The sequence below is a fragment of the Shinella sp. WSD5-1 genome (assembly GCF_963942435.1).
Classification (GTDB): domain Bacteria; phylum Pseudomonadota; class Alphaproteobacteria; order Rhizobiales; family Rhizobiaceae; genus Shinella; species Shinella yambaruensis.
The window spans coordinates 3,120,339-3,147,022 of record NZ_OZ012596.1 but is presented as its reverse complement, the minus strand read 5'-3'; the positions used below and the strand labels follow the sequence as shown (position 1 = coordinate 3,147,022).

Sequence of the window (26,684 nt, the reverse complement as noted above, 5' to 3'; positions counted from 1 at the left end):
ACATTTCCGGTGAGGTCCGGTTCACCGGAAATGTCCTAGATTTTTGTTTTTACCGCATTATCCAGCGACTTCGCTTCGGCTGGAAATGCTCTAGGCATCGTCCGGCTCATCGTCCGCATCCATCGTCTGGAGGATGTGGATGAGGTCTTCCATCGCTTCGGCCACCTGCAGGCAGCGCTCCGCCGGGGTCGGGGAGAGGGCACGTTCGATCAGCCCGGTCTGGATGGTCATCGCCTCCTCGGTGAGGCTGCGGCCGGCCTCTGTCAGCGACAGGCGCAGCACGCGCTTGTCCTTCGCATCGGCCCTGCGCTCGATCAGGCCGCGCTTTTCGAGCTGCGGCAGCAGCATGCTCATGTTGGAGCGGCCGACGAGCAGCTTTCGCGCCAATTCCTGCTGGGAAATGCCGTCGAAGCGATAGAGGTTGACCAGGATGTCGAGATGCGGCGGCTTGATGCCGAGACCGGCGATCGCCCGGCTCATCGCCTGCTGCATGAGCTGGCAGGCGCGCGCCACGCCGATCCAGCTGCGAAAGCGCGGATGATCCCAGGGGAAGGCTTGATTTTTGTTCATCATTGTACTTTATTGTTCAGTATTGAACATTTTTATGGATTCCCACTATGGCATCCTTTGGATTGAAGGTCATCCGCCTGGCGCTGTCCGGCGTCGCGCGGTTTTCCCCGGATGCGGCCGGCCGCGCCGCTTTCCGCCTCTTTGCGACGACGCCCGGCCGCCGGCCGCGCACGGCGAAGGAGAAGGAGCTTTTCGCGCGTTCCGAGGGGTGGATGCGGCAGGCGGAGCGCGTGCCGCTCGCCTTTGCCGGCGGCAGGGCGATTGCGCACCGCTTTGCCGCCCGCCCGTGCCAGAGCTTTTCCGGCCGGGTGCTCGTGGTGCACGGCTGGGGCTCGCGCGCGGCCTATCTTTCGGCGCTGACGGAAGCGCTCGTGGCCGCCGGCCACGAGGTCGTGGCGCTCGACCTGCCGGGGCACGGTGCCGCGCGCGGGCGCACGCTGACGCTGCCGATGGCCGTCCGGGCGATCGACGCGGCCTGGCAACGGTTCGGCGGCTTCGACTATTTCTGCGGCCATTCCTTCGGCGGGGCCTCGCTCGCCTGTGCGGCGAGCGGCCTCGTGCCGTCGGTGCCGGCGCACCGGCCGCGCCGGCTGGTGACGATCGGCTCGCCGAGCGAGATGACCTGGCTGTTCAAGGACCTCGGCCGTTTCCTGAAGCTCGGGCCGAAGGCGCAGGTCGCGCTGGAGAACCATGTGGAGCGCATCGCCGGCGCGCCGCTTTCGGCCTTCGACGCGGCCAACGGGGCAGGGCGGCTGAAATCCCCCATGCTGGTCCTCCATGCGGAGGACGACAAGGAGGTGCCGGCGCTGCACGCCCGGCGCTACGCCGCCTCCGGCCCGAATGTCACGCTCGAATGGGCGAACGGTTTCGGCCATCGCCGCATCGTCTCCGCCGAGCCGGTGATCGACCGAATCGTGCAATTCCTTGCCGAAGATGCGGCGCGCATCGCCGCCTGACGGGCTTTCCGTCACGCGCCTGTCATGCAAGGGTGCGAAGCGCCGCACTAGGCGCACAGCACGGGAGACAGGCATGAGCATCGTCACTTCGGTCGAGGAACTGAACGCGCTCTACGGCGCGCCGGGCGAGGTCTCGCTCGTCAAGGTGACGGACTACCTGCTGCCGGAATACCGCGCGATGATCGAGGCTTCACCCTTCATGGCGCTCGCCACCGTCGGGCCGGAAGGGCTCGATTGCTCGCCGCGCGGCGATGCCGGCGCCGTCATCCACATCGAGGACGAGCGCACGCTGATGCTGCCCGACTGGCGCGGCAACAACCGGATCGATTCGCTCTCCAACATCGTGCGCGATCCGCGCGTCGCGCTGATGTTCCTCATTCCCGGCTCCAACACGACCATGCGCCTCAACGGCCGCGCCGTGGTGCGCATCGATGCGGAGATCACCGGGCGCTTCGTGATGGACGGGAAACATCCGCGCTCCGTCGTCGTCATCACCATCGAGGAGGTCTATTCGCAATGCGCCCGCGCCGTGCTGCGCGCCGACCTCTGGAATCCGGAAAAGTTCCGCGATACGGCGTGCCTGCCGACGGTCGGGCAGATGCTCGCGTCGGCCAGGAAAGGTTTTGACGGCGCTGCCTATGACCGGGAATGGCCGGGCCGCGCCGCCAAGTCCATGTGGTGAACGCCGGCGAATATCCAGCCGTCGTCGCCCGTCTTGTCTTCGACAATGATCGGCCTCGGCCGGAAAGTGGAGCAGGGAATGCGAAAAGGACTTCTTGCGGCGGCTTTTGCCGCTGTGCTTGCGGTTTCGGCCGGCGCGGCCAGGGCGGATGAGCTGATCGAGAGCTACGGCGCCTATATCGGCCAGGACGATCTCTACAATTCCAGCAACGAGCGGCTGACGCAGCCCTGGCAGGTCATCCGCCAGGACCGCGCCAACGTGCACCGCTTCGGCGTGCGCCAGCCGGGCGACGACCTCGACAGCTTCTTCGCGTCCCCGCGCAACCGCGAGCTTGCCGAGCGCATGATCCGCGCCGGCCGCATCGAGCGCAGCGCCGCCCGCCGGCTGCTCGACGGCGACGTGCAGATCCATGTCGAAATCTGGCGCGGCGCGGGAGGCGACTATATCAACATCTCGGTCAACTAGAGCATTTCCGCTTTTCTTCGAATCGCGAAAACGCTCCATCTGTTTGCTTCTACGCAATTCCGGACGCAAAACCGCTGCGCACTTTTGCTGGAAATGCTCCAGCCGCCGCCTCGCTGCGGCCGTGCTCCTGCTGGCCGCATTCCCGGCCGGTGCGGCGGAGCCCGATCTTGCGGCCCGCCTGGAGCTGCTGGTGGCCGCCTATCCGGAAAGCCTTGCCGGGGTCGAGGGAAACACGCTCCTCTTCAAGGACGGCGGCCCGCCGCTTCAGATCGACGACGGCAGGACGAAGGACCACCAGACGGCGCTGGCTGCCGGCGACGTCGAGGACAGTCTTCGGCAGATCTACCCGCTCGGCGCCTGCGAGAGGACGCCGGAGGTCGATTTCGACCCCGGCCGCATCCGCAGCGATGCGCTGATGATGCGGCTCTACGGGGCTTCGGCGAAGGCGGTCTCGGCCGATCTCGTGCCGGTGGAATGGTTCGGCGAGACGCTGCGCGTGACGAAGCGCCAGGGGGCCGCGGCGGCGCTGGAAAAGGTGCGCGACGCGCTTGCCGCAAGGCCGGAGCTGAAGCGCTATCTCTCGCCCTCGGCCGGCGTCTTCAACTGGCGCAAGGTCTCCGGCGCGAAGAACATGTCCGTGCACAGTTTCGGCGCGGCGCTCGATCTCAACACGAAATTCGCGGACTACTGGGTCTGGTCGGGCGGCAAGCCCGGCAAGGTGCCGGGATACGCCAACAAGTATCCGCTCGAGATCGTCGAGATCTTCGAGCGGCACGGCTTCGTCTGGGGCGGGCGCTGGTATCACTACGATACGATGCACTTCGAATATCGCCCGGACCTCATCGCCATCGCGAAAGCGGCAGGCGCTTCCGCCTGCCGCTGAGGGGATCGTGGGGCCGCCCACCTCTTCCGGGACATCAATCGCGGACGATGACCGTCGTGCCCGTCGTGACCTGGGCATAGAGGTGCTCGACATCCTCGTTCGCCATGCGGATGCAGCCGGACGACTGCGCCTTGCCGAGCGAGGAGGGCTGGTTGGTGCCGTGGATGCGGTAGATGGTCGAGCCGAGATAGATGGCGCGCGAGCCGAGCGGGTTTTCGAGGCCGCCCTTCATCGAGACCGGCAGGATCTTGCCCTTCTTCGCCTCGCGGGCGCGCATGTCCTCCGGCGGCGTCCAGGTCGGCCATTCGGCCTTGCGCGTCACCTTTTCCGAGCCGGTCCACAGGAAGCCTTCGCGGCCGACGCTGACGGCATATTTCATGGCGAGGCCGGAACCGAGCACGTGGTAGAGGCGGCGCTCCGAATTGTCGACGATGATCGTGCCCGGCGCGACCTTCTCGCCGAAGGCGACGAGCTCGCGGGCGATCGGCGCGCGGGAGACGGCGGCGATCTTCTTCTCCGACTTCACCGGCTTGCCGCCCGAAAGGACCTGCAGCCAGCCCGTCTTCTGGGTGGAGGAGGAGAGCGAGGCGACCTCGACCGGATCGACCGCCCTGTCGGCGGCGACGGCAGCGCCTGCGGTGGAAAGGAGGCCTGCGAAGAGTGCGATGGCGAGCGTTTTCATTGTCCTGGTCCCTGTTTCCGGCCGGCGGCTTCATGCCCGGCGCCTTGTTCTGATGGGGACGTTGTAGGACAGCGGTGCCGGCCGCGATGTTCCGGCGGGAACAGGCCTCTCGCCCTGTCAGAAGGGCTGGATCCAGATGAGGCTGCTCAGCATCAGGACGGTCAGCATCGTCAGTTCGAAAAATCCGGTCTGCATGGCGTGTTCCTCCCGCGCCTGGAACGCGTGGCGGGCGCGGCGGTTCCAACCGGGAGGCCAGAATGCGGAACGGCGCCCGCAGGCGCCGTTTTCGGGAGGTGCGGGCTGCCTACTTGCGGTAGATCAGCCAGCTCTTGGTGAAATCCTTCTTCATGCCGTCCTCGAAGGGCATGGTGCGGTTGCGCCCGCCGTTCTTGGCGCAATAGAGGGCGATGTCGGCCTTGGAGTAGAGCTCGCCCGGTCCCTCCGCCCAGGAGGCCATGCAGAAGCCGAGCGATATGGTGATCGGGCCGTAGTTGACGCCGGTCTTGGAGTTCTTGAAGGGCGTGTGCTCCAGCGCGATGCGGATGCGCTCGGCGATCGCCATCGCCTCTTCCTCGGTATTGCCCTCGACGATCATCGCGAATTCCTCCCCGCCGGTGCGGGCGACGAGGATGTCCTTGCGCACGTTCGCGCGGATCAGGCTGCCGACGGAGGCGAGGATCTTGTCGCCGACGGGATGGCCATAGGTGTCGTTGATCTTCTTGAAATGGTCGATATCGGCGAGGATCAGCGCGGTGACGTTGCGCGACAAGGTCGAATTGTAGATGGCGGAGAGCTTGTCGTCGAAGGCGCGGCGGTTGGAAAGCTGCGTCAGGGAATCCGTGTTGGCGATGCGCTTGTACTCGTCGAGTTCCTTGCGCACGATGTCCATCTCGATCGACTTCTGCGCGACGTTCTGCACCATCTCCTTGCCCTGGCTGATGGTGTCGCCGGTCGCCTCCGTCAGCACGCCGATGACGCTCTTGATGATGTCGACGCTGGTGGCGCTCTTGCCGCTGATGCGCACGAAGGTCTCGTCGAGCAGCCTGTTGTAGCTTTCGAGCGAGGTCTGCTCCTGCTTGAGGAGGCGCAGCAGGCCCTCGAGCTCGCCGGCGATCCGCGTGTGCACGCCGTCGATGGCGGTGGTGCCGTGGTGATGGCCGAAATACTGGGCGCCGATCTCGTCCAGTTCCTCCTGCGAGGCCTTGCTGCCGAGCGCGGCGAGCTCCCGCGTCAGCTTGGGGTTGGAACCGATATAGGCCTCATAGAACAGCTCGTAGTTCCGCGGGATGGGAGAGACCCCCATTATGCGCATCGCATAGGTCACTTGCGCGGCGATATCCGGCACTTGGACCTTTTGCGCAACGGCCGTGTTCATGTCGGCTGCTCCTGATTTCCTTCGTTGGCTCCCGACCCGCAAAATTAGACATAAATGCTTTGGGAATGATTAACGGTTGCAGGTGCCGCAACGGCAGGCGGACATCAAAAAAGGCCGCAGATTCAATGATCTGCGGCCCTTGTAAAGAATTTTCGAAAATTCTGCCTCAACCCGGCATGATCATTTTTTCCGGGCGTACAACCGCGTCGAATTCCTCGTTCGTGACGTAGCCGCCGCCGACGGCTTCCTCGCGCAGCGTGGTGCCGTTCTTGTGCGCGGTCTTGGCGATCTTGGCGGCGTTGTCGTAGCCGATCTTCGGGGCGAGCGCGGTGACGAGCATCAGCGAACGGTCGAGCGCGGCCTTGATGTTGTCCTCGCGGGCCTCGATGCCCACGACGCAATTGTCCGTGAAGGAGACCGCGGCGTCGGAGAGGAGCTGGACGGACTGCAGGAAGTTGTAGGCCATCAGCGGGTTGAAGACGTTCAGCTCGAAATGGCCCTGGCTGCCGGCGAAGGTGAGGGAGGCGTGATTGCCGAAGACCTGGGCGCACACCTGGGTGAGGGCCTCGCACTGGGTCGGGTTGACCTTGCCGGGCATGATGGACGAGCCGGGCTCGTTTTCCGGCAGCGCCAGCTCGCCGAGGCCCGAGCGCGGGCCGGAGCCGAGGAAGCGGATGTCGTTGGCGATCTTGAACAGCGCGGCGGCGGCCGCATTGATCGCGCCGTGCGAGAACACCATGGAATCGTGGGCGGCCAGCGCCTCGAACTTGTTCGGCGCGGTCTTGAAGTCGATGCCGGTGATCGCGGTGATGTGCGCGGCGACCTTTTCGGCGAAGCCGACCGGGGCGTTGAGGCCGGTGCCGACGGCCGTGCCGCCCTGGGCGAGCTCGCACAGGCCCGGCAGCGTCATCTCGATGCGCTTGATGGAGGAAGCGACCTGCGCGGCGTAGCCGGAGAATTCCTGGCCGAGCGTCAGCGGGGTGGCGTCCTGCGTGTGCGTGCGGCCGATCTTGATGATATGGTCGAAAGCCTTCACCTTGGCTTCGAGGGCCGCATGCAGGTGCTTCAGCGCCGGCAGCAGGTCATGGACGATGCGCTCGGCGCAGGCGATGTGCATGGCCGTCGGGTAGGTGTCGTTCGACGACTGGCTCATGTTGACGTGGTCGTTCGGATGGACCGGCTTCTTCGAGCCCATGACGCCGCCGAGCATTTCGATCGCCCGGTTGGAGATCACCTCGTTGGCGTTCATGTTCGACTGGGTGCCCGAGCCCGTCTGCCAGACGACGAGCGGGAAATGATCGTTCAGCTTGCCGTCGATGACTTCCTGGGCCGCTTCCGTGATCGCCTTGCCGATGGCGGGGTCGAGGCGGTTCAGCTCCATGTTGGCGCGGGCGGCGGCCTGCTTGACGATGCCGAGCGCACGCACGACCGACAGCGGCTGCTTTTCCCAGCCGATCTTGAAGTTGCCGAGCGAGCGCTGGGCCTGCGCGCCCCAATAGCGGCTGTTCTCCACTTCGATGGGGCCGAATGTATCCGTTTCCGTGCGCGTCGATGTCATTGTGCTTCCCGCTAATACCCATGCGCTTCGGTGAGCCGCCGGCAATGCCGCCGCATGGGAGGCGGCAGGCCGGGCACGCGCGTGCCCCCAAGGCCCCGCGCTGGCGCGAAAAAATCGCGCAAATCTCTGGCCCATCTGCGACGGGGTTGCAAGGGGCGGAATGACCGTGCGGGACGAGACTTTCGGTTAAAATCGATTAGGCCGGCGCGCGATCGCCGGCAGGCCCGGCCGGGGCTTCCGGCGCTGTGCCTTTTCCATCACAATCGTCCGCTCGTTTTTTTCGCGCTCCGGGCGCATCCTCGGGGATTTGCGCTTCCCGCGGAAAAAATCGCCGGCAATTCAAATTTTTACCGGGCCTCATCCGTCTGGCTTGCCAGGTCAGGCGTCACGGATTCGTGAGGTTTTGCGGAGAGGGCGGGAAGGGGCGTTTCCTTTTCATCAACCATCCTTTCCTATAACTTACCGGCCTGCTGGTTCGGGCGCCGCCAGAGACCGTGACGTACGGTTCATTCGGGGAATGGAATACAGATGAAGCTTACCAAGACTGCCATGCTGGCCGCCACGCTGGCTCTCTCCTGCGCCACCATTTCGCTCCATGCGACACCCGCCAACGCCCTTACCGTCATGGAATGGCTGAACGGCAAGAAGAAGCAGAAGGCCGAGCCGCTCCCCGGCGTCACGACCGGCGTGGCGCTGCCCGGCGCCGAGACGAAGCAGGCGGCAAAGCCGCTGCCGCGCGTCACCGGCCCGCGCTACTACACCTACAAGGCGGACGCCCTGAAGCGCGTCGCCGTCGATACGCTCGCCGACCCGGTCGTCACCAGCTCCATTTCGGCCGATGTCGCGCCGGCCGGCGATGCGGGCGTGCGCGCCGCCTTCTCCACCGTCGACGTGCGTGCGACGCCGGATGCCGCCAAGGCGGTCGAGACCTTCTACGGCACGCAGAGGAAATTCGTCTGGATCGACGGCACCGGCATCAACGACAAGGCGAAGACCGCCATCGCGGTGCTGGCCGATGCGGCGTCCGTGGGCCTCGACCCCTGGGACTATGCGGTCAAGATTCCGGCGGAAAGCTTCGACGGCGCCGACATGAATGCGCGCTACAGCGAGCTCGCCGCCTTCGAGGTCGGCCTTTCCGCCGCCGTCGCCACCTATGTGCAGGACGCCGTGCGCGGCCGCATCGATCCGAACCGGATTTCCGGCTACCACGATTTCAAGCGCAAGGAGGTCAACCTCGTCGCGGCGCTGAAGAACGTGGCGATGAGCAGCAATGTCAGGGGCTATCTCGAAAGCCGCTCGCCGGCGAGCGCCGATTTCCGGGCGCTGAAGGCGGAGCTCGCCAAGCTGAGGGCCGAAACGTCGGGCGAGGACCGCGTCGTCATCGCCGAGGACACGCTGCTGAAGCCGGGCCAGAGCAACCCGGAGCTTGCCAATGTCGTCAAGGGCATCGTCAAGCACGGCTCGGATGCGCTGAAGACCGATCATTCGCTTGCCATCGCCACCTACAAGGACACGCCGGAATACACGCCCGAGCTGGTCGCGCTCGTCGAGGCCTTCCAGAAGGAGAACGGGCTGAAGCCGGACGGCGTCGTCGGGAAGGCATCGATCCGCAAGCTCACGGGCGGCGATTCGGTCGCCGACAAGATCGCCAAGCTGGAAGTGGCGCTGGAACAGGCGCGCTGGCTGCCGGTCGATCTCGGCGCCCGCCACGTCTTCATCAACCAGCCGGCCTTCCAGGTCTATTACCATGAGAACGGCGCGGAGAAGTTCTCGATGCGCACGGTGGTCGGCTCGAAATCGAACCAGACCTATTTCTTCGAGGACAAGGTGCAGACCGTCGAGGTGAACCCCTATTGGGGCGTGCCGCAGTCGATCATCATCAACGAGATGCTGCCGAAGCTCCGGAACGATCCGTCCTATCTCGACCGCATGGGCTACGAGGTTGCCGTCGGCGGCCGCGCGGTGGCGTCGTCCTCGGTCAACTGGTACGGATCGACCGCCGGCGTTTCCGTTCGCCAGCCGCCGAGCGGCGACAATGCGCTGGGGGAACTGAAGATCCTGTTCCCGAACAGCCATGCCATCTACATGCACGACACGCCGTCGAAGAGCTTCTTCAAGAGGGACATGCGGGCGTTGAGCCATGGCTGCGTGCGCCTTGCCGAGCCCCGCAAGATGGCGGCTGCCGTGCTGGGCATCAGCGAGGCGGAGGTCGGCAAGGAAATCGCCGCCGGCCGCAACAAGGCGCTGAACGTCAAGGCGGATATCCCGATCTACATCGCCTATTTCACCGCCTGGCCGAACAAGGACGGCGTGGTCGAGTATTTCGACGACGTTTATGACCGCGACAGCTACATGCGCAAGGCCTTTGCCGCCACGCAGAAGGCGCGGCAGGCGGAGGGCTGACCGAGCCCTCCGCTTCAGCTCAGCGGATCCTTCCCGGCAATGGAATGCGAGGCGCCCTCATCGGGCGCCTCTTTCGTTGAGCGATCGTCCTGAAGGCCGATTGGCCGGGAAATCAGGAGCCTGCCGCCATCAGCTCCGCATGGGAATTGAAGAAGCGCTCGAGGCCGTACTGCTTGCCGAACATGATGTCGTGCTGCAGGAAGCGGAAGTCGCGCACCAGCGGATCGATCGTCTTCTTGCGTGCCCAGCCGGCCGTGCCGTTGCCCTTGGCGTCGATCAGCATGTAGCGGTCGATGACGCGCAGCTTATCGTGCACCGCGCCGAGGAAGCCGGTGTAGTAGGGATGCTCGAAGCCGGCTTCCTTGAGGATGTAGTAGGACAGGAAGGCCGGGCTGATCGTGCCGATCTCGTTTTGCGCGCCGGATTTGTTCGACCAGATGACGAGCGGGGTCTCGTGCTCCTTCTTCATCTGCTCGGGAGACCCCTTGCGCGAGGCGGTGATGCCCTTCATGTAGCCGGAATTCTTGTAGACCGTGTTGAGCGGCGGAAGGTGGTCGCCGAAGACGACGATGATCGTCTCGCGGTCGCGTTGCTTCGCCCAGTCCATCAGCATCTTCAGGCTGCTGTCGGCTTCCTTGACGCCCTGGGCGTAGCTTGCCAGCATGCGGTTGTCGCGGGCGTCGAGCCTGCCGTCGACCTTGATGTCGGTCTTCGCGTAGCGGCCGTCGTCATAGGGGCCGTGGCCCTGCAGGGTGACGGTGAAGAAGAAGAACGGGTCATCCTGCATGTCCGCCTGGCGGATGAGCTCCTTCGTCAGCGCCTCGTCGGAGGTGAAGTTGCCGCGCTTTTCCAGCGGGGGCATCTTCCCGACGTCCTTGAAGGTCTCGAAGCCGAAGGCCTTGTAGACGCTCGTGCGGTTCCAGAACCAGCCGGAGAACGGGTGAATGGCGCGTGCCGTATAGCCTTCGGCCCGGAAGAAGGTGGCGAGCGAAGGGATCGGCTTGCGCACATATTGCTGGTAGGGAATCGAGCCCATCGGCAGGAAGGCGTTGGAAAAGCCCGTCAGCGCCTCGAACTCGACATTGGCGGTCAGCCCGCCGAATTCCGGGGAGAAGACGCCGCCGCCCTGGTTCTCGCGGATCACCGGCATCGGGTCGGCCGAGAGCTTCACGCTTTCAAGGCGTGTCGGGTCCCACAGCGATTCGCTCATGACGACGATGACGTCAGGCTTGCCGCGGTGGCTCGTGCCGACCGGCATGGGCTTGGACGGGATCTTGTCGATCGCCTCGGTCATGTAGCCGGCAGGAGTCTGCACGTTGGCCATCGGCAGGTTGATGGCGAAGGCCATGACGAAGCCGTTGTGGCGATAGTTCTCCGCCTGGTCCCACATGATCGGGAAGACCTTCAGCCGGTCGCGGACCCAGGAGAACTCGTTGTAGTCCATGACGGAGACGAAGCCGGCCAGAAGCGGCAGCGCGACGGCAAGCCGCGTCAGGCGCTCCTTCTTCGTCAACGGCCGGAAACGGCGCCAGGCGAAGACCCAGAGGCTGACGAGGCCAACGACCGAGGCGATGACGGCGAGCGCGAGGAGGGCGGCCGTCCACGGCCGGTCCTGCACCAGCACCGGCATCAGCTCCAGGATCTGGCGGCCGAAGAGCAGGTCCGTCGGATAGAGCGGATCGGTGAGGAAGACCTGCTTCTGCTGGGAGATCACGCCCATCAGCACGACGAGCGGCGAGACGAGCAGGACGGCCTTGTGCTGGCGGCCGATCAGCGCGTCGATGGCGAGATAGAGCAGGAAGAAGACGCCGGTCGTGGTCCAGGCCGGTTGTCCGGGATTGGTGAAATAACTCCATGTCTGGTCGAGCGAGCCGCGCGTGACGAATTCGACGACGACAACGGTGAGGAGCGCGAGAAGCCCGGAAACGGCAAGCGAACGCAGGACGGCGAGCGCCTTGGCGTGACGCGCGAAGAAGCCTGCCTCGGCGGCGATCTCTTCGTTTGCATTGATCGCCACGGTGGCGGAGGTGAGCAGGGCCAAGGCCGTCTCCAGATTTCATGAAAGTTTCGTGTATCTGTCATACGGTTGTCATCTTGAACAGGAGATGAACGTTTTCTGCAACGTTCTTCCCCTGTTTTGGTTCCTGCGCCGCAGGGCCGTGGTAATGCGCCGAACCCCTTGAAAACCGGACATTTCCGCCGAAAGCGCCGGCAAAGGTTCCGCCCTTCATTCCCAAAACGCCCGTCATGCTCTAAAGAGCTTGTCGACCGTTCGAGAGTGCGACAGCGACGCGCGGCCGCAGGCTCGGGCACCAGCAGGAGATGGGTCCGCAGACATGACTTCCGATCAAGACATGACCTCAGATCAGGGCAGGGCGACGCTGCGCATCGCGGTTGCGCAATTGAACCCGACCGTCGGCGACGTCGCCGGCAACCTCGCCAAGGCGCGCGCCGCCCGCGAGGATGCCGCCCGGCAGGGCGCCGACCTGCTGCTCCTGACCGAACTCTTCATCTCCGGCTATCCGCCGGAAGACCTCGTGCTGAAACCCGCCTTCCTGAAGGCCTGCCGGCGCGCCGTCGACGATCTCGCCGCCGACACCGCCAGGGGCGGCCCCGGCGTCATCATCGGCTTTCCAAGGCAGGACGAGACTGGGCGCTACAACGCGGTCGCCGTCATCGACGGCGGCAAGGTGATCGCGGTGCGCGACAAGGTGGACCTGCCGAATTACGGCGAATTCGACGAAAAGCGCGTCTTCGACCAGGGCGCGATGCCGGGTCCCGTCAATTTCCGTGGCGTGCGCCTCGGCATCCCGATCTGCGAGGACATCTGGGGCGATCTCGGCGTCTGCGAGACGCTGGCCGAGAGCGGCGCGGAAATCCTGCTGTCGCCGAACGGCTCGCCCTACTATCGCGGCAAGGTCGACATCCGCCACCAGGTCGCCCTGAAGCAGGTCATCGAGACCGGCCTGCCGCTCATCTACGCCAACCAGCTCGGCGGCCAGGACGAGCTGGTCTTCGACGGCGCCAGCTTTGCCTTCAACGCCGACAAGTCGCTCGCCTTCCAGATGAGCCAGTTCGAGGAGACGATCGCGCTCACCACCTGGAAGAAGCATGCGGACGGCTGGGTCTGCGACGGCGGGCCGACGTCGCGCATTCCCGAGAAGGAGGAGGCGGACTACCGCGCCTGCCTGCTGGGCTTTCGCGACTACGTCAACAAGAACGGCTTCAAGAACGTCGTGCTCGGCCTGTCCGGCGGCATCGATTCGGCGATCTGCGCGGCGATCGCCGTCGATGCGCTCGGCGAGGAGCGGGTGCGCTGCATCATGATGCCCTATCGCTATACGTCGAAGGATTCACTGAAGGACGCGGCCGATTGCGCCCGGCTGCTCGGCTGCCGCTACGACATCGTGCCGATTGAGGCGCCGGTGACCGGCTTCCTCTCCTCGCTTTCGGAGCTCTTCGAGGGCACCGAGGAAGGCATTACCGAGGAGAACCTCCAGAGCCGCGCGCGCGGAACCATCCTCATGGCGGTCTCCAACAAGTTCGGCTCGATGGTCGTCACGACCGGCAACAAGTCGGAGATGTCGGTCGGCTATGCGACGCTCTACGGCGACATGAACGGCGGCTTCAACCCGATCAAGGACCTCTACAAGATGCAGGTCTATGCCATTTCGCGCTGGCGCAACGCACATGTGCCGCCGGGCGCGCTCGGGCCGACGGGAGAGGTGATCCCGAAGAACATCATCGACAAGGCACCGTCCGCGGAACTGCGCCCCAACCAGACCGACCAGGATTCGCTGCCGCCCTATCCGGTGCTCGACGACATCCTCGAATGCCTGGTGGAGCTGGAGATGAGCACCGAGGAGATCGTCGCCCGCGGGCATGACGCGGCGACCGTGCACCGCATCGAGCACCTGCTCTACATCGCCGAATACAAGCGCCGCCAGTCCGCCCCGGGCGTGAAGATCACCAAGAAGAATTTCGGCCGCGACCGGCGCTACCCGATCACCAACCGCTATCGCGACCGGGGGTAGGGCGTGGACGCGCCGGCCGCTCGCCCGGCCTTCACCGAGGAGGAAATCCGGCTGATCCGGCTGTGGTCGCTGAGCGACCTTTCGGCCGGTCGGCAGCTTTCGGCGCAGATCGCCTATTTCGCGACGCCGGCGGTTTTCGGCCTCTACGGCCTTGCGACCGGCGGCCTCGTCGTCCTCGGCGTCGCCTTCCTCTCCATCCTGCTTCTCCTCGCCTGGGGTTTCGTCACCACCTGGCGCGACCAGCGCAACCTCGTCCTGATGCAGTCGATCTGCCGGAAACTCTCGGCGGGCGAGGAGAGGGAGCCGACGGGCTTCCCAGATCCGGCCAGCCGGAGTTAAGTTTTCGCTCACCAGCCCGCTTAAGCGAATTTTGCCGTCTGTCAGCTAACCTTCGTTCAACAAAGCCGGGCAAACCGGCGGGGGACAGGCAGGGAAACAATGACGGGCAAGGCGCAAGGGGGCCGCGCGACGCGGCGACGCGGGGTTGGTTTGGCGATCCGCACGGCGGCGGTGATGATCGTCCTGCTCTTCGGGGCCGCCAATTATCTCGTGCTCGACTATGCGATCGAGCGGGCCGACAGCTTTGTTGCCGAGACGGAGCGCACGCTGGTACGCAACGAGTTCAGCCACCAGATCGACCAGGTGGTGCAGTACCAGAGCCAGATTTCCTTCTGGGACAAGACCTTCGACGAACTGAAGGACGGCATGCCGGGCGATGCCTTCGTGCGTGACCAGATCCGCGACTGGATGTGGGCCGACTTCGGGTTCTCCTGGATGATCTTCACCACGCCGGGCGGCGAGAAGGTGCTCGGCGTCCATCGCGGCGACAAGGTCTCCGAACGCAAGGCACGCGAGAAGCTGCACTGGGTGAGCGACCTCACGCTGAAGGCGGAGCGGGCCTACCGGGAGGCGCTGTCGCCCGACCGCGGCGGCTGGCAGGTCGAGGGCGCCAAGGAAGATCCCGACCTCCTGACGCCGGCGCTGCCGCAAATCCACGTCTCCGGCATGCGCCTCATCGACCGGGTCATGAGTATCGTCGTCGTGCAGGCGGTCATTCCGAAGTCGCTCTACATTCCCGCAAGCCGGATGCAGCCGACGCTGCTGATCACGGTCAAGCCCGTCTCGCAGAAGATGCTTCTGAACACCGAGCGGCGGCTCGGCGTGCACGATCTCGGCTTCACGCCCATCGTGACGCAGGAGCCGGGGCTGGTGATGACGCCGGTCGGCGCCGACACCTACAATCCGATGGTCGCCTCCTGGCGGCCGAACATGCCGGGCACCTTCGTGTGGAAATCGGCGCTGCCGCAGATCGCGATGTTCGTGCTGGTCTTTGCCGGCGTCATGCTCTTCGTCACGCTGCGCTTTTCCGCGCTCGTCAAGGCGCTGCAGCGCAGCGAGGCGCAGAACGCCTTCCTCGCGCGGCACGATCCGCTGACGGGACTGAAGAACCGCAGCGGCTTCGACGAGGAGGTGCGCCGCGCGATCCGCAAGGGCGAGGCTAGGCCCTTCTCGATCCTCGCGCTCGACCTCGACCGGTTCAAGGCCGTCAACGACCGGTACGGCCATGCGGCGGGCGATGCGGTGCTGCAGACCGTCGCCCGGCGCTTTTCCGAGCGTATCGGCACGCTCGGCTCGGTGGCGCGCCTCGGTGGCGACGAGTTTTCCGTGCTGCTCACCGGCGCCTTCAGCCGGGAGGCGCTCCTCGATCTCGCCGAGAGCCTCGTGCGGGATGCGCAGACGCCGATCGCGCATGACGGGCAGCTTCTGGCAATCGGCGGCAGCGCCGGCATCGCCCAGTTCCCCGACCATGGCGGCAGCCTGCATGACGTGATGGTGATGGCGGATGCCGCGCTCTATGCGGCCAAGAATGGCGGGCGCAACCGCGCCGTCCATGCGGGCGATATGGGCCGCGACGCGGTTGCCGAGGCCGGCACGGCGCGCGCGGCTTGAGGCCGCTTGTGCTGAAGCTCCCTAGCGCCTTGTTTCCACAGGTTTTCTGGTCAGGGGTCTCTCACATCGCGGCTGACCTTCGGCAAAGGCAATCGGGCCAGCTCGCTTCGGCCTCCAGAAATGAGTTGAGAAACAGTTGGATAGAGGCTTTGCTTGCTGAAGTGAGTCAGGTGCCTGTCGGCTTCTTGCGGTTCGCCGGGAAGCGTCGGCCGGTTTGCGAGGGAGGCATGGCATGAGCGAGGGTGCGCGGCTGGACGGCAAGATCGCCGTCGTCACGGGAGGAACGCAGGGACTGGGCGCGACGATCGCCCGGCTCTTTGCCGAGCGGGGCGCGGCGGGCCTCGTCATCTGCGGACGCAATGCCGCCAAGGGCGAGGCGAAGGCGAAGGAGATCTCCGGCGCGACGGGCGTGGCGACGCTCTATGTGAAGGCCGATCTCGGCGCGGTCGAGGATGCGCGCGCGGTCATTGCCGCCTGCGACGAGGCTTTCGGCCGCGTGGATGCGCTGGTCAATGCCGCGGCCATCACCGACCGCGGCACGATCCTCGATACGAGCCCCGAGCTCTTCGACCGCATGTTCGCGGTCAATGTGCGTGCGCCGTTCTTCCTGATGCAGGAGGCAATCAAGGTGATGCGGCGCGAGAAGACCGAGGGCACCATCGTCAATATCGGCTCGATGTCGGCCAAGGCCGGCCAGCCCTTCATTTCCGCCTATTGCGCCTCCAAGGGCGCGCTGGAGACGCTGACCAAGAACACGGCCTATGCCGTGCTGCGCAACCGCATCCGTGTCAACGGCCTCAATATCGGCTGGATGGCCTCGGAGGGCGAGGACCGCATCCAGCGCGAATTCCACGGCGCGGCCGACGACTGGCTGGCCAAGGCCGAGGCAAGCCAGCCCTTCGGGCGGCTCGTCGATCCGGCCGAGGTGGCGCGGGCCTGCGCCTATCTCTCCTCGCCGGAATCCGGCCTGATGACCGGCTCGGTGATCTGCTTCGACCAGTCGGTCTGGGGCGCCTATGACGGCTCGCCCCATCCGGAGGCACCGCTCTGAGGCGCAGACGCGGCGACATGTGGCGCGGACGGGCTTGATCGCGCCCGCGCGTCGTGCGCATATCCTTCGCGTCAGGTGCCCGCTCCGGCGGGAGAATCGGGAATCCGGTGCGGGCGGAAAGCCTAGGTCCGGAACGTGCCCAACGCTGTGACGGGGATGGTCTGCGCCATGAAAGCTTGAATCGATTCAAGCTTTTGCCACTGGTTGTTCAACCGGGAAGGCAGGCGTCGGCCGCGTGACCCGAAGTCAGAAGACCGGCCTGGCACGATAGACCGAACCGCGCGGACGGCGGCAGGTCGTGACGCATTGTTGGGGAGATGACGATGCGAAGCGAACCCTTGGACCCTCTGGTCCGGGCGGGCGCCTTTTCCCGCGAGGAAAGGCAGGCCGTCTACCGTGCCATCGAAACGCGCCGCGACGTGCGCGACCAGTTCCTGCCCGATCCGCTGCCGGACGATCTCGTCGGCCGCCTGCTGCAGGCCGCCCACAACGCCCCGTCCGTCGGCTTCATGCAGCCGTGGAACTTCCTGCTGGTGCGTGGCGCTGAGACACGGCTGGCGGTGCATGCGGCCTTCCTGAAGGCCAATGGCGAGGCGGCGGCGATGTTCGAAAGGGAGCGGCAGGCGCAGTATCGCGCGCTGAAGCTCGAGGGCATCCTGAAGGCGCCGCTGTCGATCTGCGTCACCTGCGATCCGACTCGCGGCGGCGCGGTGGTGCTCGGCCGCACGCACAATCCGCGCATGGATGTTTATTCCACGGTCTGCGCCGTGCAGAACCTGTGGCTGGCGGCGCGGGCGGAAGGCGTGGGCGTCGGCTGGGTCAGCATCTTCCACGACAGCGACATCCGTTCGATCCTCGGCATCCCCGAGCATGTGGAGATCGTTGCCTGGCTCTGCGTCGGCTTCGTCGACCGGCTCTATGGCGAGCCGGAACTGGCGGTGAAGGGATGGCGGCAGCGCCTGCCGCTGGAAGAGCTGGTATTCGAGGAGCGCTGGCCGGGGGAGGGCGTCAGTTGACGCCGGCATCCACCGGGCGGCCGAGGTCGATGGCGGATTCGTTGGCCGGCAGGAAGACCGGGCCGACCGTGCGCACCTTGCTGTTCGCCGGGTCGTAGTCGCGTTCCTCGACCTTCGCCGGCACCTTGACCGGGGTTTCCACCTTCTTGGGCAGGGTGCGGATGGTGGTGATCGAGCCGGTCTCCGCCTCGTCTCCCGCGCCGGCGCGGGCCGTCTCGCCCTCGCCCTTCAGCGCTTTCTCGCGCTTGATCATCTCCTGGTAATAGGCAGAAAGATTGCAGCCGCAGGTGCCGGGCTTGGAGAGGTCGCGCGTGCGGTAGGAGAAGGCGTTCGGCATCTCGTAATAGGGCCGGCCGGTGACGGTGGAGGTCATCTGCTCGGTTTCCTGGCCGCTGGTCATCGACTGGTAGAACAATTCCGTCTCGGTCTGCGGGCACATCATCGCGCAGACCTTCTGGTCACGCCGGAAGTCGAGCGGCGTCGCGCCGGAGGAGATCGGGAAGAAACCGCCGTCGCAGGTGCGCACGCAGACGGTGCGCAGGTTGCCATGGCCGTTGCTGCCGCCTTGCGTGCGCAGTTGCAGGCGCTCGCTGCCTTCCGGTGCGGTGCCGAGCGGCAGGGTGCGCCTGTCGTCGAGCGTGCGCAGCGTTTCCGTCGCCGCGACCGGCATGACCCTTGCCTCGTCGCCGCAGCCATTGCTTTCCAGGAGGGCGGTGAGGCGGTTGCGCTTGCCCTGCGAGGACGTGCCGCCGGCAAATTCGCGGCGCTTCTTGTCGAGGATTTCGAGGTTGCGCACCATCTTGCCGATGACCGTCGCGAGCGTGCCGCAGGCCTCGGCATTCGCGCCGCCGATGACGATGATGCTGCCGCTCGAGCAGCCGAGACGGCGCTGGTCGCTCCTGGCCTTGCGCAGCTGGATGTTCTGGCGGGCGATGGCGCCGGCATATTTGCGGGCGCTTGCGGTGTCGACCACCACCTTGGGCAGGTTGGCAAGCTCCGCCTGAAGCCGCTCGCACACGCCCGCCGCCGCCGTGCCGCCCGAAAAGGCGAGCGTCAGCCCGGTCGCAATGGCAAGGAGGAGGCGGACAGACCCTTTCAAATCATCGATCCCGTGAATGTGGATGGGCCGCGATCGGCCGCACGTACGGCCCTATCATAGGCCGTGGCGGGGGAAGCGCAACGCGCTCCCGGATTTGTGATTAACGCCGGTCATAAAATATGAGTTGCGTATTCATCTTTTTGGCCGTGCCCCGCAATTGATCTCCCCTGGGCCTTGGTGTAGCACTCTCGTCAAACTCAACAGCCGGTCTGCGCCCTTGCCGCGCAACCGCCCCTGGCGGAAACCGGCCCTTGCAGGCAGGTCATCATGCGCATTTCGTCCATCTTGCTCAGCCCCTGGTACGCGCTCCAGCTCGCGTCCGGCGCAAAATCCTTCGCGGACAATCCCATCATCGGCAGCAAATGGCTGAACCGGAGGGGCCTGCACGAAAAGCGCGTCTCGCTCGCCATGCGCATGGCCGCCTGGCGCCGCAGGAAGCTGGAGAACCTCGTCGCCCCGGAATACCGCCGGCAATATGCCGAGAACGGGTTCGTGAAGATCGAGAACTTCCTGTCGCCGGAGGTCTTCGAGGCGGTCACCCGCGAGATCGCCGAGCGGGATTTCGAGCGCTACGACATGCTGCAGGGCGATACCGTCACGCGCCGCGCGATCATCGACGACAGCGACCTCGAAAGCCTGCCGGGCTTCAAGGCGGCGCGCAACGACCCGCGCATCACAAACCTCCTGCGCTACGTCTCGTCCCATGCCGGCCAGCCGCTGCTCGTCGTGCAGGTGGTGATGGCGCTGCCGTCCGTCGTCACGCAGGGCTCGACCGATCCGCAGACCGCGCTGCACAGCGACACGTTCCAGCCGACGGCCAAGGCATGGCTCTTCCTGCGCGATGTCGGCGAGGAGGACGGTCCGTTCGCCTATGTGCCGGGCTCGCACGAGATGACGCCGCAGCGCCTTGCCTGGGAGCGCCGCATCAGCGAGAATGCCGATGCGATCGAGAACAAGTATTCCGCGCGCGGCTCGCTGCGCATCATGCCGGACGAGCTGACGGCGCTGGGCTATGGCCAGCCGGTCAAGATGACGGTGAAGGCGAACACCCTGGTGGTCGCCGACACCCACGGCTTCCATGCCCGCAGCCCGAGCTACAAGACGACGACGCGCATCGAGATCTACGGCTCGCTGCGCCGCAACCCCTTCCTGCCGTTCACCGGCCTGCACATCGCCTCGCTGCCCTTCATCGCATCCGGCATGAACCGGCTGATCATCTCCGCCATGGGTTTTCGCGCAAAGCTCGGCCTCAAGGGCTCGCCCTGGAAGGATGCCGGCCAGGGCAAGGCCGATGAGTGGTCGAAGCGGCTGAAGCAGCCCTCGGCCTGAGCCTCAAGACCGGACGACCCGGCCGCCGCTCTTGCAACGCGGCCGGTTCGTCCCTAGATTTCCGGCAACGCAATGCCGACCGGATGGTGCACCATGGATTTCAACCCGACCGCAAACCGACTTCGTTTTGTCCTCGGGGAAATCCGTATCCATGCCGCATTCCATCACCCTCTCGAAAATCCGGTGGTCCACGCCTGACGGCCACGCCCTCCTTTCCGATCTCGACCTGACCTTCGGCGCCGAGCGCGCCGGGCTCATCGGCCGCAACGGCGTCGGCAAGACGACGCTGCTGAAGCTCGTGGCCGGCGCGCTGGTGCCGCAGGCCGGCAGCGTCACCGTGAACGGCACGCTCGGGCTCCTGCGCCAGAGCGTGCAGGTCACCCCGCAGGAAACCGTCGCCAGCCTGTTCGGCATCGCCGGGGCGCTCGACCTGCTTTCCCGCGCCGCGCGCGGGGAGGCGGATGCCGACGCCCTTGCCGATGCGGACTGGACGCTGGAGGCGCGGCTTGCCGCCGCACTTGCCCGCGTCGGGCTGGAGGCGGAGCCGCAGACGCCGCTTGCCGCCCTTTCCGGCGGACAGCGCACCCGTGCGGCGCTCGCCGCCCTCATCTTCAGCGAGCCCGACTTCCTGCTGCTCGACGAGCCGACGAACAATCTCGACCGCGACGGGCGGCAGGCGGTCATCGATCTCCTTGCCGGCTGGCGGGCGGGGGCGATCGTCGTCAGCCACGACCGCGCGCTGCTGGAGACCATGGATGCCATCGTCGAGCTGACGACGCTCGGCGCGACCCGCTATGGCGGCAACTGGAGCGCCTATCGCGAACGCAAGGCGCTGGAGCTTGCCGCCGCCCATCGCGACCTTGCGGATGCGGAAAAACATGCCGCCGAGGTGGCGCGCACCATGCAGGTCGTCGCCGAGCGCAAGGCGCGCAAGGACAGCGCCGGCCGCCGCAAGAGGGCGCGCGGCGACATTCCGCGCATCATGCTGGGCGCCATGAAGGAGCGCAGCGAGCTGACGGGCGGCGCGAATGCGCGGCTTGCCGAGGACCGGCAGGTGCAGGCGGGCGAGGCGGTGGCGGCGGCGCGCGAGCGCATCGAGATCCTCCAGCCGCTGACCGTCGCCGTACCGCCGACGCATCTTTCCGCCGGCAGGACGGTGCTCCGGATGGACGGCGTCACCGCCGGCTACCGGGCGGATCACCCGGTCATCCGCGACCTGTCCTTCACCATGACCGGGCCGGAGCGGGTGGCCGTGACGGGGCCGAACGGTTCGGGCAAGACGACCTTGCTGGCGCTCGTCACCGGCGCGCTCGCCCCCTGGCGGGGCAGCGTGCGCCTCCTTGCGGACGCCGCCATGCTCGACCAGAAGGTGAGCCTGCTCGATCCGGCCCTGTCGATCCGCGACAATTTTCGCCGGATCAATCCCGAGGCCGGCGAGAATGCCTGCCGGGCGGCGCTGGCGCGCTTCATGTTCCGCGCGGATGCCGCCCTGCAGGCCACCGGCAGCCTTTCGGGCGGGCAGCTGTTGCGCACCGGCCTTGCCTGCGTGCTCGGCGGAGACACGCCGCCGGCGCTGCTGATCCTCGACGAGCCGACGAACCATCTGGACATCGATTCGATCGAGGCGGTGGAGGCGGGGCTGCGGGCCTATGACGGCGCGCTCCTCGTCGTCAGCCACGACGAGGCGTTTCTTGCGGCGATCGGCATGACGCGCCGGCTGGCGCTTTCGGCGATATGAGATGATGCCGGGCCGCCGCCCATTCCTCCGTCAGGCCGGTTCTCACTCGGCCATCCACGCCGCACCCGGAGCGTGGATCCTCGGGGCAAGCCCGAGGATGACGAAGGCGTGCGGGGGAAGGCCTTGCAGTCCTCAACCCGGTCTCGAGTCGCGTTCCGCCTAGCTCCGGCCGAAACGCGCGATGACTTCGGCAAGCGGCACGTGGCCCTTGAAGGCGCCTGAGCCGGCTGGTGTCTCGCCGCTTTCCACTGCGGTGGCGAACGCGACGGCGGGGTCGGCCTTCAGCCGGCCGCGGATGGCCGCGATGCGGGGCCAGCGGCTTGCCGGGGCGACCGCGTGGTAATCGAGCCAGCGGGCGACGCCGATGAGCACGCCGTCCGCAAGCGTCGGGCGGTCGCCGGCAAGGTAGGGCGTGTCGCCGAGCATCGCCTCCAGCTTGTCGTGCCGCTCGATGACGCCCTCGCGGCCCCAGCGGCGGAGCGACTCCTCCAGCACCGGGTCCGGCGTCTCCAGTTCGAGCGCAGCCCAGAGCGGGCTGAAGGCGCCGGTGAAGCCGGTGTTGAGATAGGCCATCAGCTGGACCATGCGGTCGGCCTCCGGCGTTGCGGGATCGAAGCTGACGCGCCGTTCCGTGTCGCGCGCGGCGATCCAGTGGGCGATGGCCATGGTCTCGGTGATCACCCGGCCGTCATCGGTGACGAGGGCCGGCGTTTCGTGCCGGGCGTTGAGGCGGGCATAGGACGGGTCGCGCATTTCGCCCAGCATGTCGACGCGGCAGAGGCGGTAGGGCTTTCCCAGCCATTCCAGCGCGGCGACGAGGCCCATGGAGCTTCCGGCGGGAAAGCCGTAGACGAGGATCGGTTCCAATGTTCTTCTCCGTGATTTCTGTTGACCACGCTGCGCAGCGACACTGGACCTAAGCCTTGCCTGCCCCCATGTAAATTACGCACATTTTTGTCACCATGCCGGAGCCCGCCATGAAGGATCTCGTTTCCCGCTGCCCGATCGAGGAGGTCATGCAGGTCTTGAGCGGCCGCTGGCCGACCCTGCTGATCTACTACCTGAAGGACGGCACGAAGCGCTTCAGCGACCTCCGGCGCGACAACCCGACCGTCTCGCACCGCATCCTGACGCTCGAACTGCGCAAGCTGGAAAAGGCCGGCATCGTGCGGCGGACGGTCTTCGGCGGCTATCCGCTGCGAGTCGAATACGACCTCACGCCATCCGGCCTGACGCTGCTGCCGCTGGTCGACGCGCTCGGCGACTGGTGGGAGGCGCGGGATGCCGGGCGCCCGGCGCCGCAAACGAAGACGGCCGCCGAGGCGGCGGCCGTTTCGTAAGGCTGGAGCATTTCCGCTTCTCCTCGAATCGCGAAAACGCTCTATCTGTTTGTTTTTATGCAATTCCGGACGCAAAACCGCTTCGCACTTTTGCTGGAAATGCTCTAGGATGACCGGTCAGGCCGGGTTGGAGGCTTCCACCACGGCAAGCGCGGCCATGTTCACCACGCCGCGCGAGGTGACCGACGGCGAGAGGATATGGGCGGGCATGGCGGCGCCGAGCAGGATCGGGCCGACATGCAGGCTGTCCGTCATGGTCTTGACGACGCCGAGCGTGATGTTGGCGGCGTCGAGATTGGGGAAGACCAGGAGGTTGGCTTCGCCGGACAGCGTCGAATTCGGCATGACGCGCTGGCGCAGGGCCTCGGAGATCGCGGCGTCGCCGTGCATCTCGCCGTCCGCCTCGAGCGTCGGGTCCATCTCGTGCACCATCTCCATGGCGCGGCGCATCTTGAAGGCGCTGTCGGAATCGCGCGAGCCGAAGTTCGAATGGGAGACGAGGGCGGCGCGCGGCGTGATGCCGAAGCGGCGGATCTCCTGCGCGGCCATCACCGTCATCTGCGCCACTTCCTCGGCCGTCGGGTCGAAGGTGACATAGGTGTCGGTGAAGAAGGTGGCGCCGCGCTGCGAGATCAGCAGGCTGAGCCCGGAGAAGTCGAGCACGCCCTCCTTCTTGCCGATGATCTGGCTGACGTCGCGCAGGTGCTTGGCATAACGCCCCTCGACGCCGCAGATCAGCGCATCGGCCTCGCCACGCTTGAGGGCCAGCGCGCCGATGACCGTCTGGTTGGTGCGCACGATGGTGCGCGCGGCTTCCGGGATGACGCCGCGGCGGCCGACGATGCGGAAATAGTCGTCGACATAGTCGCGGTAGCGCGGATCGTCCTCGGGGTTCACGACCTCGAAGTCGGTCTGCGGGCGGATGCGCAGGCCGTAGCGCTTGAGACGCGTCTCGATGATCTGCGGGCGGCCGATGAGGATCGGCTTGGCGATGTCCTCCTCCAGCAGCACCTGGGCGGCACGCAGCACGCGCTCGTCCTCGCCTTCGGCGAAGATCACGCGCTTGCGGGCAGCGTTCTTCGCGGCGGCGAAGATCGGCTTCATGATGAAGCCCGAACGCCAGACGAAGCGGTTGAGCTGGTCGAGATAGGCGTCGAAATCGGTGATCGGGCGCATCGCCACGCCGGTTTCGGCCGCCGCGCGCGCGACGGCCGGCGCAATGCGCAGGATGAGGCGCTGGTCGAAGGGCGAGGGGATGAGGTAGTTCGGGCCGAAGCTCGGCGTATCGCCGGAATAGGCGCGGGCGGCGACGTCGGACACTTCCTCGCGGGCGAGGGAGGCGATGGCGCGCACGGCGGCCATCTTCATCTCCTCGTTGATCGTGCGCGCGCCGCAATCGAGCGCGCCGCGGAAGATGTAGGGGAAGCAGAGGACGTTGTTGACCTGATTGGGGAAGTCGGAGCGGCCGGTGCAGATCATCGCGTCCGGGCGGGCGGCGCGCGCCTCCTCGGGCATGATTTCCGGCGTCGGGTTGGCGAGCGCCATGATCAGCGGCTTCTCCGCCATGCGGGCGAGCAGCTCCGGCTTCAAAACGCCGGCGGCCGACAGGCCGAGGAAGACGTCCGCACCGTCGATGGTCTCGGAGAGCTGGCGCTTGTCGGTCTCCTGCGCATAGACGCTCTTCCACTGGTCCATCAGGGCCTCGCGGCCCTTGTAGACGAGGCCCTCGATGTCGTGCACCCAGATGTTCTCGACCTTCGCGCCGAGCGAGACGAGCTGGTTGAGACAGGCAAGCGCGGCCGCGCCCGCGCCCGAGGCGACGATCTTGGCGTCGGAAAGCGCCTTGCCGGCGAGCTCCAGGCCGTTGAGGACCGCGGCGGCGACGATGATCGCCGTGCCGTGCTGGTCGTCGTGGAAGACGGGGATGTCCATCTTCTCGCGCAGCTGGCGCTCCACCTCGAAACATTCCGGCGCCTTGATGTCTTCCAGGTTGATGCCGCCGAAGGTCGGCTCCGGCGCGGAGACGACGTTGACCATCTCGTCCACGGTCGGGGCGTCGATCTCGATGTCGAAGACGTCGATGCCGGCGAACTTCTTGAAGAGCACCGCCTTGCCTTCCATCACGGGCTTGGAGGCGAGCGGGCCGATATTGCCGAGGCCGAGCACGGCCGTGCCGTTGGAGACGACGGCGACGAGGTTGGCGCGCGCCGTGTAGTCGGCGGCCGTGTTGGCGTCGTCGCGGATGGCGAGGCAGGGCGCGGCGACGCCGGGCGAATAGGCGAGCGCCAGGTCGCGCTGGTTGCCGAGCGGCTTGGTCGGGTTGATCTCGAGCTTGCCGGGGCGGGGGTGACGGTGGAAGAAGAGGGCCTGCTGGTCGATGTCGCCGCTTGCCGGACCGTCCTGCGTCCGCGATTTGTCACCCGTGCTCATGATGCTCCCTGCCATATGCTGTTTTTGTTGCGGCCCTTCTTTGCACGAAACCGCCGCGACGTGGTTTTCCGAGTCTTCCATAAAGCCGCAATCAGCGGTCTGTGCAATGCCTATTTGCCATCGAAAAAGGCATAGGTGTGTCATCAATCTGAAACAGGAGTCTGGTTTTCAACGGGGTGAAAGCCGCCCCTTACGACGACCACCGCGGCGGCCGGCCACCCGGAGACAGACGCATGACCGCGACCCTCGCCGACCCGAATGTCCGCCATTTCCGCACGCTGTTCATCTCGGACGTGCATCTGGGATCGAAGGCGGCCAAGGCGGACTTCCTGATCGACTTCCTGCGGCATCACGAAGCCGAGACGATCGTGCTCGTCGGCGACATCGTCGACGGCTGGCGCCTGAAGCGCAACTGGTACTGGCCGCAGGCCTTCAACGACGTCACGCAGAAGCTTCTGCGCAAGGCGCGCAAGGGCACGCGCGTCATCTACATTCCCGGCAACCACGACGAGTTCCTGCGCGACTTCCCGGGCACCCATTTCGGCGGCGTGGAAGTGGCTGACCGCATCATCCACGAGGCTGCCGACGGCAAGCGCTACCTCGTGCTGCATGGCGACGAGTTCGACGTCGTCGTGCGCCATGCCCGCGTCGTCGCCTATCTCGGCGACTGGGCCTATGACGCGGCCATCGCCATCAACGTCGTCTTCGCCGCCATCCGCCGCCGGCTCGGCCTGCCGTACTGGTCCTTCTCCTCCTGGGCCAAGCAGCAGGTGAAGACGGCGGTGAACTTCATCGGCGAGTTCCAGAAGGTGGTCGTCGAGGAGGCGCGGCGCCACGATGCCGACGGCGTGATCTGCGGCCACATCCACCACGCCGTCATCACCGAGATCGACGGCATCCGCTACATCAACAGCGGCGACTGGGTGGAGAGCTGCACGGCGATCGCCGAGCATCACGACGGCGAGATGGAGCTGATCACCTGGCAGATGCTCGCATCGAGCCCTGCCGAGGTGGTTCCGGTCTCGCGCCGGATGCTGGCGATCGAAACCCGGGAGCCGGAGGCGGCGTAAGCCGGCTTTCACCTGTTCGGCCTTCCGGCCCGCGGGCAGAAATAGCGCATTGG

Annotated in this window: 22 protein-coding genes and 1 riboswitch; of the genes, 14 read left to right on the top strand and 8 right to left on the bottom strand. The window is 66.1% G+C overall.

All coding sequences use genetic code 11. The annotated features are described in order from the left end of the window. Nucleotides 1-90: 90 nt before the first annotated feature. Nucleotides 91-570: a MarR family winged helix-turn-helix transcriptional regulator gene (locus tag AABQ55_RS15545; RefSeq protein WP_272807472.1), complete on the bottom strand. Its 480-nt coding sequence runs from the start codon at nt 568-570 to the stop codon at nt 91-93. 47 nt (nt 571-617) lie between these two features. Between AABQ55_RS15545 and AABQ55_RS15540 the strand changes: the two genes are divergently transcribed. From AABQ55_RS15540 to AABQ55_RS15525, 4 genes are all read left to right on the top strand, one after another. Further along, entirely contained in the window at nt 618-1,526 is a 909-nt protein-coding gene (locus tag AABQ55_RS15540) for an alpha/beta hydrolase (RefSeq protein ID WP_244769634.1), read from the top strand. A gap of 73 nt (nt 1,527-1,599) precedes the next feature. Beyond that, complete coding sequence (locus AABQ55_RS15535; RefSeq protein WP_272805645.1) at nt 1,600-2,208, top strand: pyridoxamine 5'-phosphate oxidase family protein; 609 nt, start codon at nt 1,600-1,602, stop codon at nt 2,206-2,208. 78 nt (nt 2,209-2,286) lie between these two features. Next, the gene (locus AABQ55_RS15530; protein WP_244769636.1) at nt 2,287-2,673 is read left to right on the top strand and encodes a hypothetical protein; all 387 of its coding nucleotides are present in this window, start codon (nt 2,287-2,289) and stop codon (nt 2,671-2,673) included. 121 nt (nt 2,674-2,794) lie between these two features. Continuing rightward, nucleotides 2,795-3,556 (top strand): M15 family metallopeptidase, encoded by a 762-nt coding sequence (locus AABQ55_RS15525; RefSeq protein WP_272805644.1) that lies wholly within the window; start codon nt 2,795-2,797, stop codon nt 3,554-3,556. 34 nt (nt 3,557-3,590) lie between these two features. On the opposite strand, the gene AABQ55_RS15520 is transcribed toward AABQ55_RS15525, so the two are convergent. The 3 genes from AABQ55_RS15520 to fumC form a co-directional block, all read right to left on the bottom strand. Further along, nucleotides 3,591-4,238, bottom strand: coding sequence for a L,D-transpeptidase (locus tag AABQ55_RS15520; RefSeq protein ID WP_272805643.1), 648 nt, complete (start codon nt 4,236-4,238; stop codon nt 3,591-3,593). A 304-nt stretch (nt 4,239-4,542) separates the two neighbouring features. After that, nucleotides 4,543-5,613 (bottom strand): GGDEF domain-containing protein, encoded by a 1,071-nt coding sequence (locus AABQ55_RS15515; protein WP_272805642.1) that lies wholly within the window; start codon nt 5,611-5,613, stop codon nt 4,543-4,545. A 166-nt stretch (nt 5,614-5,779) separates the two neighbouring features. Then, nucleotides 5,780-7,171: a class II fumarate hydratase gene (fumC, locus tag AABQ55_RS15510; protein WP_272805641.1), complete on the bottom strand. Its 1,392-nt coding sequence runs from the start codon at nt 7,169-7,171 to the stop codon at nt 5,780-5,782. 528 nt (nt 7,172-7,699) lie between these two features. On the opposite strand from fumC, the gene AABQ55_RS15505 reads away from it, so the two are divergent. Beyond that, nucleotides 7,700-9,574: a L,D-transpeptidase family protein gene (locus AABQ55_RS15505; RefSeq protein WP_272805640.1), complete on the top strand. Its 1,875-nt coding sequence runs from the start codon at nt 7,700-7,702 to the stop codon at nt 9,572-9,574. A 112-nt stretch (nt 9,575-9,686) separates the two neighbouring features. Here the strand turns inward: AABQ55_RS15505 and AABQ55_RS15500 are convergent, their stop codons facing one another. Then, nucleotides 9,687-11,615, bottom strand: coding sequence for an LTA synthase family protein (locus AABQ55_RS15500; protein WP_443021097.1), 1,929 nt, complete (start codon nt 11,613-11,615; stop codon nt 9,687-9,689). 313 nt (nt 11,616-11,928) lie between these two features. On the opposite strand from AABQ55_RS15500, the gene AABQ55_RS15495 reads away from it, so the two are divergent. The 5 genes from AABQ55_RS15495 (at nt 11,929) to bluB (ending at nt 17,625) form a co-directional block, all read left to right on the top strand. Continuing rightward, complete coding sequence (locus tag AABQ55_RS15495) at nt 11,929-13,608, top strand: NAD+ synthase (RefSeq protein ID WP_272807470.1); 1,680 nt, start codon at nt 11,929-11,931, stop codon at nt 13,606-13,608. A gap of 3 nt (nt 13,609-13,611) precedes the next feature. Further along, entirely contained in the window at nt 13,612-13,947 is a 336-nt protein-coding gene (locus AABQ55_RS15490) for a hypothetical protein (RefSeq protein WP_272805639.1), read from the top strand. A 150-nt stretch (nt 13,948-14,097) separates the two neighbouring features. After that, nucleotides 14,098-15,558, top strand: a complete 1,461-nt coding sequence (locus AABQ55_RS15485) for a sensor domain-containing diguanylate cyclase (RefSeq protein WP_272805638.1) — start codon at nt 14,098-14,100, stop codon at nt 15,556-15,558. A gap of 232 nt (nt 15,559-15,790) precedes the next feature. Next, nucleotides 15,791-16,609 (top strand): SDR family oxidoreductase, encoded by an 819-nt coding sequence (locus AABQ55_RS15480; protein ID WP_272805637.1) that lies wholly within the window; start codon nt 15,791-15,793, stop codon nt 16,607-16,609. A gap of 56 nt (nt 16,610-16,665) precedes the next feature. After that, a riboswitch (cobalamin riboswitch) is annotated at nt 16,666-16,886 on the top strand. Nucleotides 16,887-16,932: 46 nt separating this feature from the next. Then, nucleotides 16,933-17,625, top strand: coding sequence for a 5,6-dimethylbenzimidazole synthase (bluB, locus tag AABQ55_RS15475; RefSeq protein ID WP_272805636.1), 693 nt, complete (start codon nt 16,933-16,935; stop codon nt 17,623-17,625). On the opposite strand, the gene AABQ55_RS15470 is transcribed toward bluB, so the two are convergent. Then, on the bottom strand, nt 17,618-18,724 hold the full coding sequence (locus tag AABQ55_RS15470) for a DUF2865 domain-containing protein (RefSeq protein ID WP_244769647.1): 1,107 nt from the start codon (nt 18,722-18,724) through the stop codon (nt 17,618-17,620). The genes bluB and AABQ55_RS15470 overlap by 8 nt on opposite strands. Before the next feature lie 267 nt (nt 18,725-18,991). On the opposite strand from AABQ55_RS15470, the gene AABQ55_RS15465 reads away from it, so the two are divergent. Both AABQ55_RS15465 and AABQ55_RS15460 read left to right on the top strand, forming a co-directional pair. Further along, the gene (locus AABQ55_RS15465; RefSeq protein WP_272805635.1) at nt 18,992-20,053 is read left to right on the top strand and encodes a phytanoyl-CoA dioxygenase family protein; all 1,062 of its coding nucleotides are present in this window, start codon (nt 18,992-18,994) and stop codon (nt 20,051-20,053) included. A 151-nt stretch (nt 20,054-20,204) separates the two neighbouring features. After that, nucleotides 20,205-21,791, top strand: coding sequence for an ABC-F family ATP-binding cassette domain-containing protein (locus AABQ55_RS15460; protein WP_272805634.1), 1,587 nt, complete (start codon nt 20,205-20,207; stop codon nt 21,789-21,791). 159 nt (nt 21,792-21,950) lie between these two features. Here the strand turns inward: AABQ55_RS15460 and AABQ55_RS15455 are convergent, their stop codons facing one another. After that, nucleotides 21,951-22,658 (bottom strand): glutathione S-transferase family protein, encoded by a 708-nt coding sequence (locus AABQ55_RS15455; protein ID WP_272805633.1) that lies wholly within the window; start codon nt 22,656-22,658, stop codon nt 21,951-21,953. Between the two features lie 110 nt (nt 22,659-22,768). Between AABQ55_RS15455 and AABQ55_RS15450 the strand changes: the two genes are divergently transcribed. Then, entirely contained in the window at nt 22,769-23,131 is a 363-nt protein-coding gene (locus AABQ55_RS15450) for a winged helix-turn-helix transcriptional regulator (protein ID WP_272805632.1), read from the top strand. 117 nt (nt 23,132-23,248) lie between these two features. On the opposite strand, the gene AABQ55_RS15445 is transcribed toward AABQ55_RS15450, so the two are convergent. Beyond that, nucleotides 23,249-25,561: an NADP-dependent malic enzyme gene (locus tag AABQ55_RS15445; RefSeq protein ID WP_272805631.1), complete on the bottom strand. Its 2,313-nt coding sequence runs from the start codon at nt 25,559-25,561 to the stop codon at nt 23,249-23,251. A gap of 233 nt (nt 25,562-25,794) precedes the next feature. On the opposite strand from AABQ55_RS15445, the gene AABQ55_RS15440 reads away from it, so the two are divergent. Then, nucleotides 25,795-26,631 carry a UDP-2,3-diacylglucosamine diphosphatase gene (locus tag AABQ55_RS15440; protein WP_272805630.1) on the top strand — a complete coding sequence of 279 codons (837 nt, stop codon included), beginning with the start codon at nt 25,795-25,797 and terminating at the stop codon, nt 26,629-26,631. Nucleotides 26,632-26,684: the final 53 nt, after the last annotated feature.

Bases quoted from the DNA above. Each gene is read 5' to 3' on its own strand.
- AABQ55_RS15535 (WP_272805645.1), top strand. From the start codon at position 1,600: ATGAGCATCGTCACTTCGGTCGAGGAACTGAACGCGCTCTACGGCGCG.
- AABQ55_RS15450 (WP_272805632.1), top strand. From the start codon at position 22,769: ATGAAGGATCTCGTTTCCCGCTGCCCGATCGAGGAGGTCATGCAGGTC.
- AABQ55_RS15465 (WP_272805635.1), top strand. From the start codon at position 18,992: ATGCGCATTTCGTCCATCTTGCTCAGCCCCTGGTACGCGCTCCAGCTC.
- AABQ55_RS15495 (WP_272807470.1), top strand. From the start codon at position 11,929: ATGACCTCAGATCAGGGCAGGGCGACGCTGCGCATCGCGGTTGCGCAA.
- AABQ55_RS15515 (WP_272805642.1), bottom strand. From the start codon at position 5,613: ATGAACACGGCCGTTGCGCAAAAGGTCCAAGTGCCGGATATCGCCGCG.
- AABQ55_RS15530 (WP_244769636.1), top strand. From the start codon at position 2,287: ATGCGAAAAGGACTTCTTGCGGCGGCTTTTGCCGCTGTGCTTGCGGTT.
- AABQ55_RS15520 (WP_272805643.1), bottom strand. From the start codon at position 4,238: ATGAAAACGCTCGCCATCGCACTCTTCGCAGGCCTCCTTTCCACCGCA.
- AABQ55_RS15545 (WP_272807472.1), bottom strand. From the start codon at position 570: ATGAACAAAAATCAAGCCTTCCCCTGGGATCATCCGCGCTTTCGCAGC.
- bluB (WP_272805636.1), top strand. From the start codon at position 16,933: ATGCGAAGCGAACCCTTGGACCCTCTGGTCCGGGCGGGCGCCTTTTCC.
- AABQ55_RS15540 (WP_244769634.1), top strand. From the start codon at position 618: ATGGCATCCTTTGGATTGAAGGTCATCCGCCTGGCGCTGTCCGGCGTC.
- AABQ55_RS15505 (WP_272805640.1), top strand. From the start codon at position 7,700: ATGAAGCTTACCAAGACTGCCATGCTGGCCGCCACGCTGGCTCTCTCC.
- AABQ55_RS15460 (WP_272805634.1), top strand. From the start codon at position 20,205: ATGCCGCATTCCATCACCCTCTCGAAAATCCGGTGGTCCACGCCTGAC.
- AABQ55_RS15480 (WP_272805637.1), top strand. From the start codon at position 15,791: ATGAGCGAGGGTGCGCGGCTGGACGGCAAGATCGCCGTCGTCACGGGA.
- AABQ55_RS15445 (WP_272805631.1), bottom strand. From the start codon at position 25,561: ATGAGCACGGGTGACAAATCGCGGACGCAGGACGGTCCGGCAAGCGGC.
- fumC (WP_272805641.1), bottom strand. From the start codon at position 7,171: ATGACATCGACGCGCACGGAAACGGATACATTCGGCCCCATCGAAGTG.
- AABQ55_RS15440 (WP_272805630.1), top strand. From the start codon at position 25,795: ATGACCGCGACCCTCGCCGACCCGAATGTCCGCCATTTCCGCACGCTG.